An 18640-nucleotide genomic window follows, 5' to 3' on the forward strand; every position below is an offset into this window, starting at 1 on the left:
TGTCAATGCTTTTTTAAAGAGGTTTTCATGAAACAACTGTTGATTAAAAACGTAACCGTTTGGACGATGGATCAGTCGGACACGCGCTTTTCCGGCTGGGTGCTGATAGAGGACAGAAAAATCGCCGCCACAGGCACGCAGATGCCGCCGGATTGCGAGCAGGTGATCGACGGCGCGGGCGGTGTGCTCACGCCCGGTCTTATCGACATCCATTCCCACCTTGGCTTGTATGAGGACGGATTGGGCTTTGAGGGGGCGGACGGTAACGAAGACACCGATCCCGTCACACCGCATCTGCGCGTCATCGACGGTATCAACCCGATGGATCGCGGTTTCCGTGAGGCGGTCGAGGCGGGCGTGACCGCGGTTGCAGTCAGCCCGGGCAGCGCCAACCCCATCGGCGGGCAGATCGCCCTTCTCAAGACTGCGGGACGCCGGGTGGACGATATGGTGCTCAAAGCGCCGCTTGCCATCAAGTTTGCGTTGGGGGAAAACCCCAAGTCGGTTTATCACGATAAGGATGAAAGTCCGGTCACCCGCATGGCGACTGCTGCGCTCATCCGCGAACAGCTTTATAAGGCAAAGGAGTATCTGGCGCGGCGAGAACGCGCCGAGAGCGACCCGGAGGACGAGGGGCCGGATTACGATATCAAGCTGGAAGCATTACTGCCGATGCTGTGGGGCAAGATTGAGGCGCATTTCCATGCGCATCGTGCGGATGATATTTTCACCGCGCTGCGTATTGCAAAGGAATTCGGCATCAAGCCGGTCATCGTGCATGGCACGGAGGCCCATCTGGTGGCTGATTTGCTGGCAGAGGAAGGCGTGCCGGTGGTGAGCGGGCCATACATGACCGACCGCTCCAAACCGGAATTGCGCAATCTGACCGACGCGGCGCCGGGTATGCTTGCCCGCGCGGGAATTCCGACCGCGATTACGGTAGACCATCCGGAAATTCCGCTGCGGCTGCTGCCGATGGCTCTGCTGCTTGCCGTGCGCGCCGGAATGGACAAAACCGAGGCGCTGCGCGCGGTCACTTCGGTGCCGGCACAGATTGCGGGCTTGTCGAGCCGTATCGGCGGCTTGCAGGTTGGTATGGATGCGGACTGCGTACTGTGGAGCGGAGACCCGCTGGATTTTACGGCTCAGGTGCAGGCTGTTTGGATAAACGGTGTACTGGAATACAGGAGGACATGATGAGAACGATTGACGTTTCGGAAGTGACAAAGCTGGTGCGGCAGCTGTGCATCGACGCAAATTATTATCTGCCCGCCGACTTGCGGCAGGCGTTTGTGGACGGGCAGAAGGCCGAGCAGTCGCCGCTGGGCAAGGAGATTTTCGGTGAGATGATTGCAAACTGTGATTTGGCGCGCGCAAACGACGTGCCGGTCTGTCAGGATACTGGTATGGCAATTGTGTTTGCTGAGGTCGGGCAGGATGTGCATCTGACAGGCGGTGCATTTGAGGACGCGGTGACAGAGGGCGTGCGCCGCGGCTATATTGACGGCTATCTGCGCCTGTCGGTGGTGGGCGACCCGCTGCGCCGCGAGAATACGAACGATAACACGCCCTGCGTGCTGTACACCTCGATCGTGCCGGGGGATAAGGTGCGCATCACGGTTGCACCCAAAGGCTTCGGTTCGGAAAACATGACCGCGATGAAAATGTTTACGCCCGCCGCGACCAAAGAGCAGATTGTGGACTTTATCTCAGATGCTTGTATCAACGCAGGCTCCAATCCCTGCCCGCCGATTGTCATTGGCGTGGGGTTGGGCGGCACGAGTGACAAGGCCGCTTTCCTCGCTAAGCGTGCGCTGCTGCGTCCGGTGGGTGAGCACAACGCCGACCCGCTGTATGCCCAGATGGAGCAGGCGATTCTGGACAAGGTCAACGCTTCGGGCGTCGGTCCGCAGGGCCTTGGCGGCACGGTGACTGCGCTTTCCTGCGCGATTGAGCCGTTTGGCACGCATATTGCGGGCCTGCCGTGTGTGGTCAATATCTCCTGTCATGTCACACGCCATGCGGAAGGCGAGATTTGAGGAACGGTTAGGGAAACTGCTGAACAATTTATGAATTTGCGCAAAATAGATTGGACATTTTGCCTGAAGGCGTGGTATACTAAATATAGCAAAACCCCATATGGCGACCGTTGCCATCGGCGGACGGCAACGCCAAAGTATCTTGGGCTTTCCGCCCGATAGGAGATGATGTTATGAAGTTCACCATCGTCGAGAGAAAGATGAAAATTGACGACGATCTGCGGCAATACGCGCTGCGCAAGGTTGAAAAGCTGGATCGGTATTTCCATCAAGATTCCGACACCACACTGACCTTCAGCGAACTGCGCGGCAAGCAAACCGTGGAAATTACTGTGCGTCAGGCCGGATTGGTCGTGCGCGCGGAGGAAACCACGACCGACATGTTTGCATCCGTGGACGGAGCCATCAGCAGCATCGAGCGCCAGATCCGCAAGCACAAAACCCGTTTGGAAAAGCGGTTGCGTGAGGGCGCATTTGATAAGCTGGCCGAGCAGCAGGCGGCGCTGTCGGAGGAGGACTTCGATATCGTGCGCCGTAAGAGGTTTGACGTTAAGCCTATGAGCGTGGACGAGGCAATCTTGCAGATGAATCTGCTGGATCACCAGTTCTACTTCTTCCGAAACGCGGATGACGACAACGTACATGCGGTCGTTTACAAGCGCGCGGCAGGCGGTTACGGCCTGATTGAAGGCGAGGAATAAAAATGTAAGGAGAAGGGCTGTCAGGTTATATCCGGACAGGCTTTCCAAGAAAACAAAACAAAGGCCGGCGGCACTTCTGCCGCCGGCCTTTTCTGAGGAAAGGAAGCTATGAACCTTTGTGATATTGATGTAATCCGTGCGGTTCTTGCAAAGCACGGATTTCACTTTTCCAAATCGCTCGGTCAGAATTTTCTGACCGATGTCACGGTGCCGCAGCGCATTGCCGCGAAAAGCGGCGCGGCGCAAGCCGGGAATGTGGTCGAGGTCGGCCCGGGCATGGGCTGTTTGACGGCGGAATTGTGCCGCACGGCCGAGCGGGTTGTCGCGGTCGAACTGGACCGCGCGTTGCTGCCCGTGCTGGATGAAACCCTGGCGGAGTTCGATAATTTTGAGGTCGTGCAGGGCGATGTGCTTGCGCTCGACCTCGCCGCGCTGTGCGCGGAAAAATTCGGGGACGCGCACACGGTCGCATGCGCCAACCTGCCGTATTATATCACCACGCCCGCAATTACCGCGCTGCTCGAAAGCCGCGCGTTTGATAAGATTACGGTCATGGTGCAGAAAGAGGTCGCGCAGCGCATCTGCGCCGCGCCCGGGACGGCGGCGTACTCGGCCTTTTCCATCTATGTGCAGTATCATGCCGCGGCGGAGATTTTGTTTGATGTGCCGGCAGACTGCTTTGTGCCGCGGCCCAAGGTGGACTCCGCGGTGTTGCAGTTGACCCCGCTGCCGCAGCCCGCGGTCGAGACGCAGGATGAAAAGCTGTTCTTTGCGCTGGTGCGGGCGGCGTTCAATATGCGTCGAAAGACATTGGTCAACGCGCTCGGTCCGGTGCTCGGCGGTGCGCTGGGCAAGGATGGTATTACAGCGCTCATTGAATCGGTTGGGCTGGATACGCGCGTGCGCGGTGAACGGCTGAGCCTTGCGGATTTTGCACGGCTGACGGATGCAGCGGCAGAACGCCTGAAAACGCAGCAAGAAACGCAATGACACACGAAGAAAAAGGGATCTGACACATCGGTCAGATCCCCAGAAGAAGCAGCACACCAATGAGGATGAGCTGTTCCCAGTCCACTTCGCCGCCGTCATCGGAGAGAAGAAACCAAACGATAACCAGCGCGATGATGGTATCGGTGTCCAGCCGGATGTTTTGCAGACGGCTGGACAGGCCGCGCGACAGCTCCGCCAGCGCGGAGTCGGCTTGCCCGCTCTGCGGCGGATGGTGCGATACGGTTTCGTTATGTAGCGGCGCACTGGGCGCAGCTTCGGTCAGATAGCGGTTGTACAAAGACGGTTCCCCTCCTTTTGCTTTAAAGCGCTCGTGTGCCGTCATCGGATGGCGAAGTGCCGTCCGCACGGCTCAGCTGACCGAACTGGCCGAGTGCGGCGCGCGCCATACGAGCCATGCTGACCAAGCGCATGGCGTGGTCGAACTGGCCTGCAACCTCGTCAGTGACGAAGGGTTTGAGCGCGCCCAATAGGGCGCGCTTCTCCTGTCTGACCGCGCTCTGTCCACTCTGGACGATCGCGCCGAATACAGGCAGCGCCCGCTGCATCCACTCGGCGGTCGGGTCGTACTCGTTGGCGGAGGACGGTGCGGATTGCTCCGCACCGCCCAACATGCCGGAGACGGTTTTCATCGCGTTTTGCAGTGCTTCCGGGTCGCTCAGCAGGGAGGACAGCATATCGTTATCCATAGCAGAGCCTCCTTATTTTCCGAAGATTTTTTTGAGCTGTGCGGCAAGGCTGGCGCCTTCTTCGGTCTGCATCAGCTGCCGCGCCAAACGGGCGGCCTCTCCCATGTCGCCGCGTTGGGCGGCCTGTGCGGCACGCTCCAGATCGGCGGCATGCCGGTCGGAGATGATCCGGGCGGCTTTCTGTCCGTCCGGTGTGCGCAGTGCGGCTTGCAGCTGCGCGAGCGCATCGGTTTTTCCGGCCTGCTCTGCAATGCGGCGGAGAATTTCATCTTGATTGGGCATTGTTCCCATCCCTTTCCATGCCTCGTTTATTGCCAGTATATGCGGTGCAATGGAAAAATGTGAGGGAGAGGGTTTACAAGCGCGCAATCCCGTTGTAAAATACTGCTGTGTCGCCGGAAGGGAGGCAGAGCCTTGAAGATACTGATTTTTACAGATTCACATGGATACAATGTAAGCATGGCCTGCGCGGTCGAACGGGAGGCGCCGGATCTGGTGCTGCATCTGGGCGACCATACGGATGACGCGCGCGAGTTGGAAAGCGTGTTTCCTCGACTGACGGTGTGCGCGGTACGTGGCAACAATGATTGTTTTGACCGGGAAGCGCCTGAGCATGCCGTGGTAGCACCGGATGGCGTGCGTATCTTCCTGACACATGGGCATCGGGAGCAGGTCTATATGCGTGAGGGCAAGCTGGTGGCGCAGCGTGCGCGGGAGGAAGGTTGCTCCCTTGCTTTTTTCGGACATACGCATCGCATGTATCTGGAGCGCGTCAATGGCGTGCTGGTCTGCAATCCGGGCAGTATCAGTCTGCCGCGCGGCGGTACGGCGGGCTATGGTCGGCTGACAGTGGAAAATGGACAGCCGCGGCTGCTCGAACTGGTCGATGAGGACGGTAAACTGCTGCGGCGTGAGAAAATTGGATGGTAAGGGGAAAAGAAATGCTTTTGGCAATTGACGTAGGCAACACAAATATGGTGTTTGGATTATATGAGGGGGAAAAGCTGCGCGGAACATTCCGTATTTCGACCAATGCCGAGCGTACCTCGGATGAGCTGGGCATGCAGATTTCGCAGTATTACCACTTTCACGGTATTGATCGCAAGGAAACGCGCGCGGTGATCATCGCGTCGGTTGTGCCGCCGGTGATGTATACGCTCATCAACGCGATTCGCAAGTATCTGTGGGTACAGCCGGTCATCGCGGGGCGGGATGTGGACATCGGCGTTGAAAACTGCTATGCAAACCCGCGTGAGGTTGGTATAGACCGGCTGGTGAACGCGGTGTCCGCGATGCGTAAATACGGCAAGCCACTGGTGATTGTTGACATCGGTACGGCCACCACATTTGACGCGATAGACGAAAAGGGTACGTATCAGGGCGGTGCGATTTTCCCGGGGATCAAGGTGGCGATGGAAGCGCTGTTTCTCAAGACGTCCAAACTGCCGCGCGTGGATATTGAGCGGCCGGAGCGTGCTATCGGTAAAACCACGGTGCAGTCCATGCAGTCGGGCGCGGTGCGCGGCTATGTTGGAGCCTTGTCCGGTATCATCACGGACATTCAGCAGGAGCTGGGCGGCAATGCGCGTGTCATTGCCACGGGCGGAATGGGCCGCATGATGGCAGAGTATTGCGATCTGATTGACGAAGTCGATCCCAACCTGACGCTGGAGGGATTGCGGTTGATTTATGAAAACAACCGTCCGGTGTTTGAGGGACGCGGGCTGAACAGCGAAACCTGTCTGCTGGAAGCGACCGAGGAAAACGGTTGGGATACCAAATAAAGCAATCGGACATACAAAAAAACGACGCAGGCTACCTGCGTCGTTTTTGCATTGAATGGATTATTTTGTGATAGGATAAGAAGGACAGACTGCGCCAAGCGGGCAGTTTTCGCACTTGGGATTGCGTGCGGTGCAGTGCTCGCGGCCAAATAACACCAGACGGTGGCAGAAGTCCGAGGACTCAGCCGGGTCAATCAGCTTGCGCAGCGCATTTTCCACTTTGACAGGATCCTTTTCATTTTTGACAAAGCCCAGCCGGTTGGACAGGCGGATGCAGTGGGTGTCGGTCACGATGGCAGGCCTGCCGAAAATATCTCCGAGAATCAGATTGGCTGTCTTACGACCGACGCCCGGAAGCTTGAGCAAATCCTCCATGTTATCCGGCACTTTGCCGTCGTATTCGCTCAGCAGCATGATGGCACAGGCCTTGAGGTCACGCGCCTTGGTGCGGAACAGACCGCAGGTTTTGATGGCCTCTGCAATGGCCTCTTCCGGAGCCTCCGCATAGCTTTCCAGCGTGGGGAACTGCTCAAACAGTGTTTCAGTTACAATATTGACGCGCGCATCCGTGCATTGGGCGGACAGCCGGGTAGCGAACAGCAGCTCGTAATCATGGGTATAATGCAGCGCGCATATAGCCTCGGGATAGACCTCACGCAAAAGCTCGGTCACCGCGCGGGCGCGTTCTTTTTTGGTCATGGGAATCCTCTCCTGACAGCGTATATGATACTATCATAACATATCTGGAGGAGATTGCAAGAGATGTTGTTCGATTTAACATTTTCAACATAATGCGCGGACAAGCGGGAGGAAAATCTATCTGTTTGCCAATAGCATCAAAGGTTAAAATGTGGTTTAATTAAATAGCAGAATAAAATCACACGTTTTGGAGGTTGAAAAATGGTACGCGAGGCAATGGAATTTGTAAAGGCGTATGATCCCGAGTTGGGGCGTATGATACAGGCAGAGTATGACCGTCAGGCTCGAAACATTGAGCTGATCGCGTCTGAGAATATTGTCAGCGAAGCGGTCATGGCGGCAATGTGTTCGGTGCTTACCAACAAATATGCGGAAGGCTATCCGGGCAAGCGCTATTACGGCGGCTGCGAATGTGTCGATGAGGTCGAGAATCTGGCCATCAAACGTGTGTGTGAAGTATTTGGCGCAAAGTACGCCAATGTGCAGCCCCACTCGGGCGCACAGGCCAATATGGCGGTGTATCAGGCCCTGTGCCAGCCGGGTGATACCGTGCTGGGCATGAGCCTGGATAATGGTGGTCACCTGACTCACGGTTCGCCGGTCAATCAGTCCGGTCTGCTGTACAACATCATTCCCTATGGTGTGGATAAAAACGGTAATATCGATTACGATGCGCTGCGTGATCTGGCCAAAAAGGAAAAGCCCAAGATGATTATTGCAGGTGCGTCCGCGTATCCGCGCGCCATCGATTTTGCCAAGTTTGCGGAGATAGCGCATGAAGTCGGCGCGTATCTGTTTGTGGATATGGCGCATATCGCGGGTCTGGTTGCGGCTGGGCTGCACATGAATCCGTTGCCTTATGCCGACGTAGTCACCACCACCACGCACAAGACGCTGCGCGGCCCCCGTGGCGGCGTTATCCTGTCTAACAACGAGGAATTGGGCAAGAAGTTTAACAAGGCCATCTTCCCGGGCACACAGGGCGGCCCGCTCGAGCATGTGATTGCGGCTAAGGCAGTTTGCTTCGGCGAGGCGCTCAAGCCTGAGTTTAAGGCGTATCAGCAGCAGGTTATCACCAACGCGCGTGTGCTGGCAAAGGCGCTGCTGGATCAGGGCTTTGATCTGGTTTCCGGCGGCACGGATAACCACCTGATTCTGATTGACCTGCGCAAGGCCGGTATTACCGGCAAGGAACTGCAGCACCGTCTGGACGAGGTGTATATTACTGCCAACAAGAACGCGATTCCGAACGATCCGGAAAGCCCGTTCGTCACCTCCGGCCAGCGTGTGGGCACGCCTGCGGTTACTTCGCGCGGTTTCGGTGAGCCGGAAATGCTGCATATTGCGGAGTTTATCTGGCAGACAGCGACCGATTTCGACAACAAGGCGGAAGAAATCCGTCATAATGTGTGCGATATCTGCGCGAAATTCCCGATTTACCGCTGAGCCAAAGCCGCTCCCGCTTGAGGAGCGGCTTTTATCATCTCACAGAAGTAAAAAATAGCGCTGCGTTTAGTGCTGTTAAAGTGAAGTTGTTGTAGGAAATCGACAACAACCTTGCGCTTTTGCAAAAATATGGTATACTAATAAAAGCGTCTCTGTAAGTCGATAAAGTGATTTTGAGAATATGAATGAAGGGGAAATGAAACTATGTCGATGGAATTAAAACTGACAGGATTACAGGGCTTTGTGGGCGAAGAGGAACTGGCCTGCATGGTGCCGCTGGTGAAGGCAGCGCAGGATACCCTGCACAACAGAAGCGGTGCCGGCAATGATTTTTTGGGCTGGGTAGACCTGCCTGAAGCATATGACAAGGAAGAGTTTGCCCGCATCAAGCAGGCGGCCAAGAAGATTCAGCAGACCTGCGATGTACTGGTTGTTATTGGTATCGGCGGCTCTTATTTGGGTGCGCGTGCCGCAATTGAGTTTGTCAACGGCCAGATGTATAACGGCGTGCGCCCGGAAGGCATTCCGGAGGTTTATTTTGTCGGCAGCAATATCTCGTCCTCCTACCTCAATGATGTCATCAAAATCATTGGGGACCGCGATTTCTGCATCAACGTTATCTCCAAATCGGGCACGACGACCGAGCCGGCTATCGCGTTCCGCATCTTCAAAAAGCTCATTGAGGAGAAGTACGGCAAGGAAGGCGCAAAGGAGCGCATCTTTGCAACCACCGACAAGGCGCGCGGCGCGCTCAAAAAGCTCGCGGACGATGAGGGCTATGAGACCTTTGTCGTGCCGGACGATGTCGGCGGCCGTTTCTCCGTGCTGACGGCGGTTGGCCTGCTGCCGATGGCGGCGGCCGGCTTGGACATTGATGCAGCTATGACCGGTGCGGCTGAAGCGCGCAAGGCGTTTGCGGAAGGCACCGAGCACGACTGCGCCAAGTATGCCGCGCTGCGCAACATCCTGCACCAGAAGGGCAAGACAATGGAGATTCTCGTCAATTACGAGCCGTCGCTCGTCATGCTCGGGGAGTGGTTCAAGCAGTTGTTTGATGAGTCCGAGGGTAAGGACCACAAGGGCCTGTTCGCGACCTCTGCCAACTTCTCGACCGACCTGCACTCCATTGGTCAGTTCATTCAGGACGGCGCCCGCAGCATGTTCGAGACTGTGGTATGGGTCAAGGAGCCGCGCTCGGAGAGCTATATCGAGGAAACAGCCGAGGATATCGACGGCCTGAACTATCTGGCGGGTAAGAGCGTGCAGTTTGTCAACTCCAAGGCGTATCAGGGCACACTGATGGCGCATATGGACGGTGGCACGCCGAATATCATCGTGGAGATCGACAAGGCCGACGCATGGCACTTCGGCTATCTGGTTTACTTCTTTGAGAAGGCCTGCGGCATCTCGGGGTATTTGCTCGGTGTCAACCCGTTCAATCAGCCGGGCGTTGAGGCGTATAAGAAGAACATGTTCGCGCTGCTCGGTAAGCCGGGCTTTGAGGAGCGCCGCCGCGAACTGGAAGCCCGCCTGTAAAAGGAAGGGCCCATTTAGGTTCGCTCGAATGACACAGACAAAAGACGGCGCGGCTGCTGCTGCGCGCAGGCCGCATGTGCCGTCATGGGATGTACTGCGTACCGCCGCGTTTGCGGCGGTAGCGGTACAGCATATTTTGGGGGCGTACGCGCGTCGGTATGACATTGGCTCGAACGAAAAGGTGATGATTGCCGCTTCGTTTGAGCCGCTTCGTTTTGCCGTACCGCTGTTTGTCATGCTGTTCGGCGCGGCGCTGTTTTATGTTTATCGGGAACCGCCGCGGTATATGTCGTATCTGGCAAAGCGCGTGCGGCAGCTGGTGTTGCCCTATGCAATATGGACAGCGGTGTATCTGTGGTATGCGGAAAAGCCGGTGACGCTGCGCGGTGTGGCGCGCGGCATGGTTTATGGAGACGCGAGTTATCACCTCTGGTATGTGACGATGATTTTACAGTTCGTCGTATTGGTGCCGCTGTTTTTCGCCGCGCGGAACGGCCTGCGGCGGTGCTGCACGACCCGGTGGAGGATGGTTGTGGTATCCGCTGTGCTGCTGGGCATATGGCTGCTGCTGCTTGCTTTTCGTCCGAGCGATGGCTTGGCGTATCAGATACTTGTCACTTGGCGCACACGCGGCTTTCTGCTGTGGACGGGCTATTTTGCGTTGGGTGCACTGTGCGGCTTGTTTCCGGATGCCTTTGCCGCGTGGGCGCGTAGGTTGCTGCTGCCGGCCGGATTGATATGTGCCGGCGCGATAGGCTATGCAATGTGGTTGAGTGTGCGTGCGGTGTATCAGGAGGGGGCAGTCAATTTTAACTGCGTCAGCTATTTTTCACCCGTCTATGCGGTGATGACCATGGTGACCATTCTGTTTATATACGGCGTGGCAGATTGGCTGGTGCGTTGGCGTGCGGTGCAGCGAATATGCGGCTTTGTGGGGCGACATTCCTATGAGGCGTATCTGGCACACGTGCTGGTGCTCACTCGGTGTTCGCGATTTTTGCTGGAGCGCTGGCCCGAAATGAACCGCTATATCTTTTACGCGGTGCTGACTGTGTGCACAATTGTGGGCGCGGTACTCATCGCTTGGGCGGTGGACAGTCTGGTAGCAATGGCGCGCCGTGGGATACGACGGATGCGCGGCCCGGCAAAAACATAATTCCAAGAGAAAAGCGGTCGCTTTGTGCGGCCGCTTTTGCTGTGTATGCTTTCCCTTGGCGCCAAAGTATGGTATACTGCTGATACGATGGATAGACAGGTTGGCAGAGGGGAGAGGATTACGGCAATGGAGAAGACTGAGACGGGCATCGAACGCTTTCAGATAGGTTTTCTGTATTTCTGGGTGTATTCGGCGCTGGGATGGATATACGAGGTGTTTCTGGAGGTCGTGGTATACCGATGGGGATTTTCCAATCGCGGCTTCCTGTTCGGGCCGTATCTGCCGGTATACGGTATCGGGGCACTGTTGATTCTGGGCTGCCTGCGGTCGTTGTCGCGCAAGCCTCTGCGCATTGGCAGAGTGAATGTCATGCCGGTTGTGGTGTTTTTCGCGGTGGTCGTACTGACGACCGTGGTGGAGCTGATTGCCAGCTACCTACTCGAGTGGACAACCGGCGGCTGGTTATGGGATTATACACGTTACACCATCCAGTGGCAGGGGCGCATCTGTCTGTCGGCCAGCTTGCGTTTCGGCGTGGGTGGTATGATTATCCTGTACGGCTTGCAGCCGCTGCTCGAAAAGGGGATGGAACGGCTGGATAAAAGGTGGCGGAAGGCCGTGTTTGCGGTGCTGTTCGTGCTGTTCGTGGTGGATTGCGTGAGCCGTGCGCTGCGCTGAAGAAAAGGAGAACCCAATTGAAAAAGATTTATCTTGCGGGCTTTGATGTGTTTGCGCCGGACGCTAAGCAGCGCGGTGCGAAAATGAAGATGATGTGTGCGGAAAAAGGATTTGTCGGCCTGTATCCTTTTGACAACGAAGCGGATACGGCGCAGGAGATTTTTGCAGGCAACTGCGCGCTGATCGACAGCGCGGATATCGTTATCGCCAACCTTAACCCATTCCGCGGGGCGGAGCCGGACAGTGGCACCTGTTTTGAGGTTGGCTACGCCGTTGCCAAAGGCAAAACGGTATGCGGTTATGTGTCGGATGTGCGCAGCCTGCGAGAAAAGCTGGGTGAGCGGGACGAAAACGGCTTCTCGGTCGAGGATTTCGGCCTGCCGCTCAATTTGATGCTGTCGTGCAGCACACATATTGTCGAGGGCGATTTTGCCGCAGCGCTTGCGGTTTGCCGCGCCGAGCAGGCATAAAATGACAACCAAACAGGCAGAATAAGTTCCGGTGATTTGTAATGAAAGGACAAACAGCGGGACTTTTTTTGTTGGGCGCGGGCGGTTATTCGCTCGTCGAGATACTTTGGCGCGGGCATACCCACTGGACAATGGCGCTGACCGGCGGCGCAGTACTGGTCGGACTGCATCGGTTGCGTGGCCACGTGCGCGAGGAGAAGCCGCTTGCGCGCTGCCTGTGCGGCGCGGCGTGCATCACGGCGGCAGAGTATGTGGTCGGTTGTACGGTTAACCGCGTCTATCACATGGATGTGTGGGACTACTCGCAGGAAAAAGGCAATATTCAAGGCCAAATCTGCCCGAAGTATGCAGCGCTTTGGACATTGCTGGCCGCGCCTGTCATGCTGCCCAAATAATGCTTGCCAAGCGGTGTGTTGCGGGCGTATAATAGCGGTGGCAATACGCCGGAAAAGGAGATGCACCATGCTGATTGCAGTCAATGCGGGAAACAGCCACGTTTTGCTGGGCGGCTATGAGGAAGACGCGCAAATTTTTGCCGCTTCCATCGCGACTGAACCGAAGCAGACCGGGGATGATTATGCCTGCAAGCTGCGGCAGGTTTTTGACCTGTATGGGGTGCCGTCCGGACACATTCACGGCGCGGTGCTCAGCTCGGTGGTGCCGGGCATGGTATCCGTGCTGGAGGACGCATTGCGCCTGTTGGGCGTGACCGATGTCATTGAGGTGTCCAGCGGAGTGAAAACCGGCCTGAACATCCGCTCGGAGCAGCCGCGTCAGGTTGGTTCGGACCGCGTGGCGGCCGCTGTGGCAGCGCGTGCCAAGGGCAAGCTGCCTTGCGTGGTGGTATGTCTGGGCACGGCGACAACCTTCACGGTACTCGATGCGGCGGGCGCACTGGTAGGTTCCGCCATTACCGCAGGTGTGCGGCTGAGCGTGGAAGCCCTGCGTGAGCAGGCGGCGCAGCTGCCTTCGGTGGCGCTCGAAGCCAAAAACGAGGGCGTTCTGGCGCGCAACACGGTTGACGCGATGCGCGTGGGCGCGGTCTACGGTGCAGCCGCCATGGTGGACGGTATGGTCAGTCGCTTCGCGGAAGCATTGGAGCAGACACCGCATGTGGTGGTTACGGGCGATAGTGCACCGCTGGTGCTGCCGTATCTGCATGCCCGGTGCGAGTACGACAAAAATCTGTTGCTGGACGGACTGCACCAGATTTGGAAGCGGAATCGTTCCTGAGGCGTATTGACAAAAATAAGCCCTGTACCCGACGATAAGGGCGGGACGGGAGCAGGAGGAAAACAGAATATGAAACAACAAAAGACAGATGTAAGGCTGCTGGCGCAGATGGCATTGCTGGTGGCGCTCGAACTGGTGCTGGCATTCACGCCGCTGGGCTACATACCGCTTGGCTTTATGAATGCGACAACTATGCACATTCCGGTCATCCTGGGCGCATGCCTGCTGGGGCCCAAAATGGGCGGTGTACTCGGTGCGGTGTTTGGCGTGACAAGCGTCATTCGCGCAACAATTACGCCAAACCTGACTTCGTTTGTGTTCACCCCGTTTTACAGCTTCAGCCCCGAGTTTTCCGGAAACTGGACCAGCCTGATTGTGGCCATTGTCCCGCGCGTGCTGATCGGTGTGATTGCAGGTCTGGTATTCCGGTTTATCATGCGTGTCTCGCATGACAAGCAGGCATTGGCGCTGCCGGTGGCGGGGTTCATCGGCTCGATGGTCAACACAATCGGCGTTATGGGTCTGATTTATCTGTTGTTTGGCGAGCAGTATGCGGCGGCGGGCGGTCAGAGCTATGATCTGCTGCTCAAGGTCATTATGGGCGTGGTTGCTGTCAACGGTGTGCCCGAGGCGCTGATCGCTGCGGTATTGACGCTTGCCATTGGCAAGGTGCTCATTGGCATTTTTGGCCGGCGCGGTGCAAAAAGTGCGCAGCAAGGAGCGGCTTGATAGAAGATAGAATGAAAAAAGCTGCATCTTTTGCAGCTTTTTTTCACAGGAGGAACGATATGCAGCAGATTGATTTTATGCAGGTCGGCGGGTTTCGGGTCGGCCAGGCGCAGGATGAGCAGGCCGGCACAGGCGTGACCGTATTGCTATTTGACGAGTGCGCTCCTACAGGGGTAGATATTCGCGGCGGCGGTCCGGCGAGCCGTGAAACGCCGCTGCTTGCGCCGGTGGCGGATGCAGCGGGGCTGCACGCACTGGTGCTGTCGGGCGGGTCGGCCTTTGGGCTGGATGCCGCGAGCGGTGTGATGCGCTTTCTCGAAGAGCGCGGCATCGGCTTTGACACTGGCATTACCCCCGTGCCACTGGTTGCGCAGTCGTGCATTTTTGACCTTGCCGTCGGGGATAAGACGATCCGGCCGGACGGCGCGATGGCGTATCGCGCGTGTGAGCAGGCTTCGCGCACGGAGCTGATGCTGGGCTGTGTGGGCGGCGGCATGGGTGCGACGGTCGGTAAGTTCTGCGGCGCGCCCTATGCGATGAAGAGCGGCATCGGCGCGTACGCCGTACAGGCAGGTGCCATTCGCGTGGGCGCGATTGTAGTGGTTAATGCACTGGGCGATATCTTTGATGTGGATACCGGCAAGCAGATTGCCGGTTTGCGCACGGAGGACGGGCGCGGCCTGCGCTTGACAGAGGAGCAGATGTACGCGGGCATCGAAACCGCGCGCAATCCGTTTTCTGCCAATAAAAAAACCGCGACCAATACTACGATTGGCGCGATTGTGACCAATGCGGCTTTCAGCAAGGCGGAACTGACACGCGTGGCCTCGATGGCGCACAACGGCTTTGCACGCGCCATTCGCCCGGTGCACACCACGGCGGACGGGGACTCGATTTACGCATGTTCGGTCGGTTATGAGAAAGCTGACCTCAATGCGGTGGGCACACTTGCGTCCTATGTGATGGCCAAGGCAATTGGCTGCGGTGTGCGCGCGGCAGGTGATGGCTTTGGTTTGCCTTGTGCGCAAACGCTCGGCACGGTTTGAGCAGATAATAGAAAACGGCGGTTTGCCCGATTTGGTTCGGACAAACCGCCGTTTTGTTTTGCCAAGTCCCAATCAAAGCAGGCCCAGCAGGTGCTGCATGCCGAGGCTGACGCCAGTGATGCCAACCCAGCAGCAGAAGCCCATCAGAATCGGCTTGCCGCCGGTGCGCACCAGCTTGATGATATTGGTGTGCAGACCGATGGCCGTCATAGCCATGATGATAAAGAACTTGGAGAGCGATTTGAAAGGGGTGAACACGGCCGCGTCCACACCGTTCATCGTGGCAACCGTGGTGATGATGGAAGCGAGCACAAAGAACAGGATGAAGAAGGGGAAAATCTTTTTGAGGGAAAAGCTGCCGCGGCGTGTCCCGTTGCTGCGCTTGGCCTGTCGCACCTGCCAGAAGGCAAGCACAAGTGTGATGGGGATAATCGCCAGTGTACGGGTCAGCTTGACGATGGTCGCATAGGCCAGCACCGCGCCCCGTGTGCCGTGCAGCGTGTCCCAAGTGGAGGCGGCCGCGGTGACCGAGGAGGTATCGTTGATGGCTGTGCCGGCAAACAGACCGAAGCCGTCGTTGGTCAGGCCGATTGCGCTGCCAAACGAGGGGAAAAGCAGTGCGGCCAGCACATTGAACAGAAAGATAACCGAAATTGCCTGTGCGATTTCCTCATCGTCCGCGCCGATAACCGGCGCAGTGGCCGCGATGGCTGAACCGCCGCAAATGGACGAGCCGACGCCGACCAGTGTGGAGATATGCGCCGGAATTTTCATCAATCGGTACAGAACAAAGGCAATGATTAGCGAGGTGGCAATGGTGGAGCAGATGATAGGCAGCGACAACGCACCGACCTTGGCAATCTCGGACAGGTTGAGGCCGAAACCAAGCAGAATGACGGCATATTGCAGGATTTTCTTGGAGGTAAACGTGATGCCGTCGGCAAAGCTGGCCTGATTTTTCCAGAGCAGCGTGATAATCATGCCGACGACAATGGCGAACACCGGACCGCCGATGACGGGGAACAACTGTCCCAGATACCAGCAAGGCAGGGCGATAATGAGGCAGAGCAGCAGACCGGGACCGTTTTGTTTGATAAATTGCATGGCGTTTTCCTTCTTTTCTTTCTCTTTTTTCTTGATTATAATACAGCTCTACGATAAAATAAAATGAAGAATTTTAATATTACCATAAATTGTACTTATAGGTGATTATATGCTCGATACAAGACTGCATACTTTTCTGGTGCTGTGCGAAACCATGAATTACACCCGTGCGGCGGAGCGATTGTGCATTACACAGCCCGCTGTGACGCATCATATTCATTTTTTGGAGGAGCACTACGGCAATCGCCTGTTTTCCTATGAGGGCAAAACGCTTCGCCTGACGGAAGCCGGCTTGCGTCTGCGGGAACTTGCGCGTTCGTTGGCATACAACAGCGATAAGGTGGAGGAATGTATGTCGAGTCCGGCTGCGGTGTCGTTGCGGGTGGGCGCGACCAAAACCATCGGAGAATATGTGATTGCCCCGCAGGTACAGCGGTTTTTACATACCCATCCGGATGCCCGCTTTTCTCTGTTGGTGGAAAACACACAGATTCTGCTGCGCGAACTGGAGGGCGGACAACTGGATTTTGCATTGGTGGAAGGCTTTTTCGATCAGGAAAAATATGCGGCAAAGATGTATCGGCGCGAGGCGTTTCTGGGCGTATGTGCGCCGTCGCACCGCTTTGCCGGTCGGGCGGTATCGCTGGAAGAACTCCTGAAGGAACGGCTGCTGGTGCGTGAGGCGGGGTCGGGTACGCGCGCAGTGTTCGAGCAGGCATTGCGTCGCCGCAGCCGGACGCTGCGCAGCTTCCCCAATCTTGCCTGTATCAGTGATTTTTCGATGATAAAGACGCTGGTTCAGGAGGGCGTGGGCGTCTCTTTTCTATATGCCGCTGTGGTGCAGCGTGAACTGGAAGCGGGAACACTGGCACAGTTCACGCTGGAAGGCGAGGATTTAAGCGGTGCGTTTCATTTTGTCTGTCTCAAGGACAATCAGTTCGCCGAAGCGTGGTCGGAGTGGATGGAGTAAAGCACGCAGCAACCGGATTTGGTAATTTTTTTAAAAAACGGAGGTTTTCTCCAAGAACATGCGGAGAAACCGCCGTTTTTGTGCCAGAGAAAAACTTACCACCACCAAAGTCTCTTCGCGTAGCCAAAAAAACAGTGAGATTAGCAAAGGTTCACAGGCGTTTTTACGGTTTGTTGGTGGCATAGTAAACGCGGAGGTGAAAAAATGCAGCAAAGAAATGAAAAAAAAATCGCAATTTCCTTGATTTTGACCCTTGCGATGATGGTTTCGGCGCAGGCAGCCGAGATTTCTTCCCTCATACCAATCGGTCACACGGTCGGCATTCAGATGAGCGCCGAGGGCGTGCTGGTCGTGCGACTGGATGATGTGCAGACGGTGGACGGAGCGGTCTGTCCTGCACGGGATGCGGGTGTGCAGGAAGGTGACTTGATCGTCGGGGTCAACGGAGCGGAAATCAACGCCAACGATGATCTGCAAAAGCAGATCGCGCTTTCCGGTGGGCAACCGGTGGAGCTGACGCTTGAAAGTGACGGCAGCAGCCGCACAGTGACCGTAACGCCGTGCGCGGATCAGGGCGGTGTGTACCGCATCGGCGTGCTTGCACGCGACGGCATGGCCGGTATCGGCACACTGACCTATGTCGATCCGGAAACCGGTGCGTATGGATCGCTGGGACATGGCATCTGCGACGGTGAAACAGGCGTGCTGATTCCACTGCGGGACGGCAGTTTGATTCAGTCATCGGTTGGCTCGGTGCAGCGGGGCCAAGCCGGTGAACCGGGTGCGCTGCAAGGTGAGTTCGTTTCGGACAATGCAATCGGTACCGTGGATGAAAACACAGAAAGCGGTATTTTCGGCACATTGACCGACAGCTCGATTTACGCATCGCTGGAGTCCGTTCCGGTGGCCTCGGCAGATGAAATCGAGGTGGGAGACGCGGAAATTCTGACCAATGTGGAAGGTGATGCGGTCGAAAAGTATTCTGTGCAGGTGGTGAAAATTTATCCCGAGGATGACGAATATGGCCGCGGCATGATGCTGCGCGTAACCGACCCGGAACTGCTGGAAAAGACCGGTGGCATTGTGCAGGGTATGTCAGGTTCGCCGGTTCTGCAAAACGGCAAGCTGATTGGCGCAGTGACCCATGTTTTGGTCAATGATCCAACCTGTGGCTATGCAATTGGCATCGAACGGATGATTGAGGAAATGGAAAACTAATCTGAAAAAATCGTAATATGTCGAATTTTGTCGAATCATGTCGAGCAAAAATTACGCCGGTTTTCGAGATTTTTCTTGAACAATTTGGGATTATATGGTAAATTAATGACAAGAAAGAGACACGACTATTTTTC

At 56.5% G+C, this 18640-nt stretch carries 22 protein-coding genes; 17 read left to right on the top strand and 5 right to left on the bottom strand.

Annotated features, from left to right (window positions below):
• The first annotated feature begins 27 nt into the window (after nt 1-27).
• The 4 genes from ACTQ3V_RS02525 (at nt 28) to rsmA (ending at nt 3730) form a co-directional block, all read left to right on the top strand.
• On the top strand, nt 28-1197 hold the full coding sequence (locus tag ACTQ3V_RS02525; RefSeq protein ID WP_441466110.1) for an amidohydrolase: 1170 nt from the start codon (nt 28-30) through the stop codon (nt 1195-1197).
• A complete protein-coding gene (locus tag ACTQ3V_RS02530; RefSeq protein ID WP_441466141.1) occupies nt 1197-2039 on the top strand; it encodes a fumarate hydratase in 843 nt (280 codons plus the stop codon). Before ACTQ3V_RS02525 ends, ACTQ3V_RS02530 begins: the two co-directional genes overlap by 1 nt.
• A 173-nt stretch (nt 2040-2212) precedes the next feature.
• On the top strand, nt 2213-2740 hold the full coding sequence (gene hpf, locus ACTQ3V_RS02535) for a ribosome hibernation-promoting factor, HPF/YfiA family (RefSeq protein ID WP_441466111.1): 528 nt from the start codon (nt 2213-2215) through the stop codon (nt 2738-2740).
• 108 nt (nt 2741-2848) lie between these two features.
• A complete protein-coding gene (gene rsmA / locus ACTQ3V_RS02540) occupies nt 2849-3730 on the top strand; it encodes a 16S rRNA (adenine(1518)-N(6)/adenine(1519)-N(6))-dimethyltransferase RsmA (RefSeq protein ID WP_441466112.1) in 882 nt (293 codons plus the stop codon).
• A 31-nt stretch (nt 3731-3761) separates the two neighbouring features.
• On the opposite strand, the gene ACTQ3V_RS02545 is transcribed toward rsmA, so the two are convergent.
• From ACTQ3V_RS02545 to ACTQ3V_RS02555, 3 genes are read right to left on the bottom strand one after another with little or no spacing between them, the layout of a single operon-like run.
• The gene (locus ACTQ3V_RS02545) at nt 3762-4028 is read right to left on the bottom strand and encodes a hypothetical protein (RefSeq protein WP_441466113.1); all 267 of its coding nucleotides are present in this window, start codon (nt 4026-4028) and stop codon (nt 3762-3764) included.
• A gap of 22 nt (nt 4029-4050) precedes the next feature.
• A complete protein-coding gene (locus ACTQ3V_RS02550) occupies nt 4051-4437 on the bottom strand; it encodes a hypothetical protein (RefSeq protein ID WP_441466114.1) in 387 nt (128 codons plus the stop codon).
• 12 nt (nt 4438-4449) lie between these two features.
• A complete protein-coding gene (locus ACTQ3V_RS02555) occupies nt 4450-4719 on the bottom strand; it encodes a hypothetical protein (RefSeq protein WP_441466115.1) in 270 nt (89 codons plus the stop codon).
• A gap of 132 nt (nt 4720-4851) precedes the next feature.
• On the opposite strand from ACTQ3V_RS02555, the gene ACTQ3V_RS02560 reads away from it, so the two are divergent.
• Nucleotides 4852-5367, top strand: a complete 516-nt coding sequence (locus ACTQ3V_RS02560; protein ID WP_441466116.1) for a metallophosphoesterase — start codon at nt 4852-4854, stop codon at nt 5365-5367.
• An 11-nt stretch (nt 5368-5378) separates the two neighbouring features.
• Nucleotides 5379-6221, top strand: coding sequence for a type III pantothenate kinase (locus ACTQ3V_RS02565; RefSeq protein WP_441466117.1), 843 nt, complete (start codon nt 5379-5381; stop codon nt 6219-6221).
• Nucleotides 6222-6281: 60 nt separating this feature from the next.
• Here ACTQ3V_RS02565 and nth read toward each other — a convergent pair whose 3' ends face one another.
• Nucleotides 6282-6920, bottom strand: coding sequence for an endonuclease III (nth, locus tag ACTQ3V_RS02570; RefSeq protein WP_441466118.1), 639 nt, complete (start codon nt 6918-6920; stop codon nt 6282-6284).
• Between the two features lie 201 nt (nt 6921-7121).
• Here nth and glyA point away from each other — a divergent pair, with 201 nt between their 5' ends.
• The 9 genes from glyA (at nt 7122) to ACTQ3V_RS02615 (ending at nt 15214) form a co-directional block, all read left to right on the top strand.
• Nucleotides 7122-8366: a serine hydroxymethyltransferase gene (gene glyA / locus ACTQ3V_RS02575; RefSeq protein WP_441466119.1), complete on the top strand. Its 1245-nt coding sequence runs from the start codon at nt 7122-7124 to the stop codon at nt 8364-8366.
• Nucleotides 8367-8570: 204 nt separating this feature from the next.
• On the top strand, nt 8571-9902 hold the full coding sequence (locus ACTQ3V_RS02580; RefSeq protein ID WP_441466120.1) for a glucose-6-phosphate isomerase: 1332 nt from the start codon (nt 8571-8573) through the stop codon (nt 9900-9902).
• Nucleotides 9903-9930: 28 nt separating this feature from the next.
• Nucleotides 9931-11058 carry an acyltransferase gene (locus ACTQ3V_RS02585; RefSeq protein WP_441466121.1) on the top strand — a complete coding sequence of 376 codons (1128 nt, stop codon included), beginning with the start codon at nt 9931-9933 and terminating at the stop codon, nt 11056-11058.
• A 126-nt stretch (nt 11059-11184) separates the two neighbouring features.
• Nucleotides 11185-11736 carry a putative ABC transporter permease gene (locus ACTQ3V_RS02590; protein ID WP_441466122.1) on the top strand — a complete coding sequence of 184 codons (552 nt, stop codon included), beginning with the start codon at nt 11185-11187 and terminating at the stop codon, nt 11734-11736.
• A 17-nt stretch (nt 11737-11753) separates the two neighbouring features.
• On the top strand, nt 11754-12206 hold the full coding sequence (locus ACTQ3V_RS02595; RefSeq protein ID WP_441466123.1) for a nucleoside 2-deoxyribosyltransferase: 453 nt from the start codon (nt 11754-11756) through the stop codon (nt 12204-12206).
• A gap of 41 nt (nt 12207-12247) precedes the next feature.
• Nucleotides 12248-12601, top strand: a complete 354-nt coding sequence (locus ACTQ3V_RS02600) for a putative ABC transporter permease (RefSeq protein WP_441466124.1) — start codon at nt 12248-12250, stop codon at nt 12599-12601.
• Nucleotides 12602-12668: 67 nt separating this feature from the next.
• Nucleotides 12669-13439 (top strand): type III pantothenate kinase, encoded by a 771-nt coding sequence (locus tag ACTQ3V_RS02605; RefSeq protein WP_441466125.1) that lies wholly within the window; start codon nt 12669-12671, stop codon nt 13437-13439.
• Nucleotides 13440-13508: 69 nt separating this feature from the next.
• On the top strand, nt 13509-14168 hold the full coding sequence (locus ACTQ3V_RS02610; RefSeq protein ID WP_441466126.1) for an ECF transporter S component: 660 nt from the start codon (nt 13509-13511) through the stop codon (nt 14166-14168).
• A 59-nt stretch (nt 14169-14227) separates the two neighbouring features.
• Entirely contained in the window at nt 14228-15214 is a 987-nt protein-coding gene (locus tag ACTQ3V_RS02615) for a P1 family peptidase (RefSeq protein ID WP_441466127.1), read from the top strand.
• A gap of 72 nt (nt 15215-15286) precedes the next feature.
• On the opposite strand, the gene ACTQ3V_RS02620 is transcribed toward ACTQ3V_RS02615, so the two are convergent.
• Entirely contained in the window at nt 15287-16318 is a 1032-nt protein-coding gene (locus ACTQ3V_RS02620; RefSeq protein ID WP_441466128.1) for a YeiH family protein, read from the bottom strand.
• Between the two features lie 109 nt (nt 16319-16427).
• On the opposite strand from ACTQ3V_RS02620, the gene ACTQ3V_RS02625 reads away from it, so the two are divergent.
• Nucleotides 16428-17288, top strand: coding sequence for a LysR family transcriptional regulator (locus tag ACTQ3V_RS02625; RefSeq protein ID WP_441466129.1), 861 nt, complete (start codon nt 16428-16430; stop codon nt 17286-17288).
• Between the two features lie 204 nt (nt 17289-17492).
• Nucleotides 17493-18506 carry a SpoIVB peptidase gene (spoIVB, locus tag ACTQ3V_RS02630; protein ID WP_441466130.1) on the top strand — a complete coding sequence of 338 codons (1014 nt, stop codon included), beginning with the start codon at nt 17493-17495 and terminating at the stop codon, nt 18504-18506.
• Nucleotides 18507-18640: the final 134 nt, after the last annotated feature.

This window comes from Candidatus Agathobaculum pullicola (assembly GCF_052117205.1).
GTDB classification, from domain to species: domain Bacteria; phylum Bacillota; class Clostridia; order Oscillospirales; family Butyricicoccaceae; genus Agathobaculum; species Agathobaculum pullicola.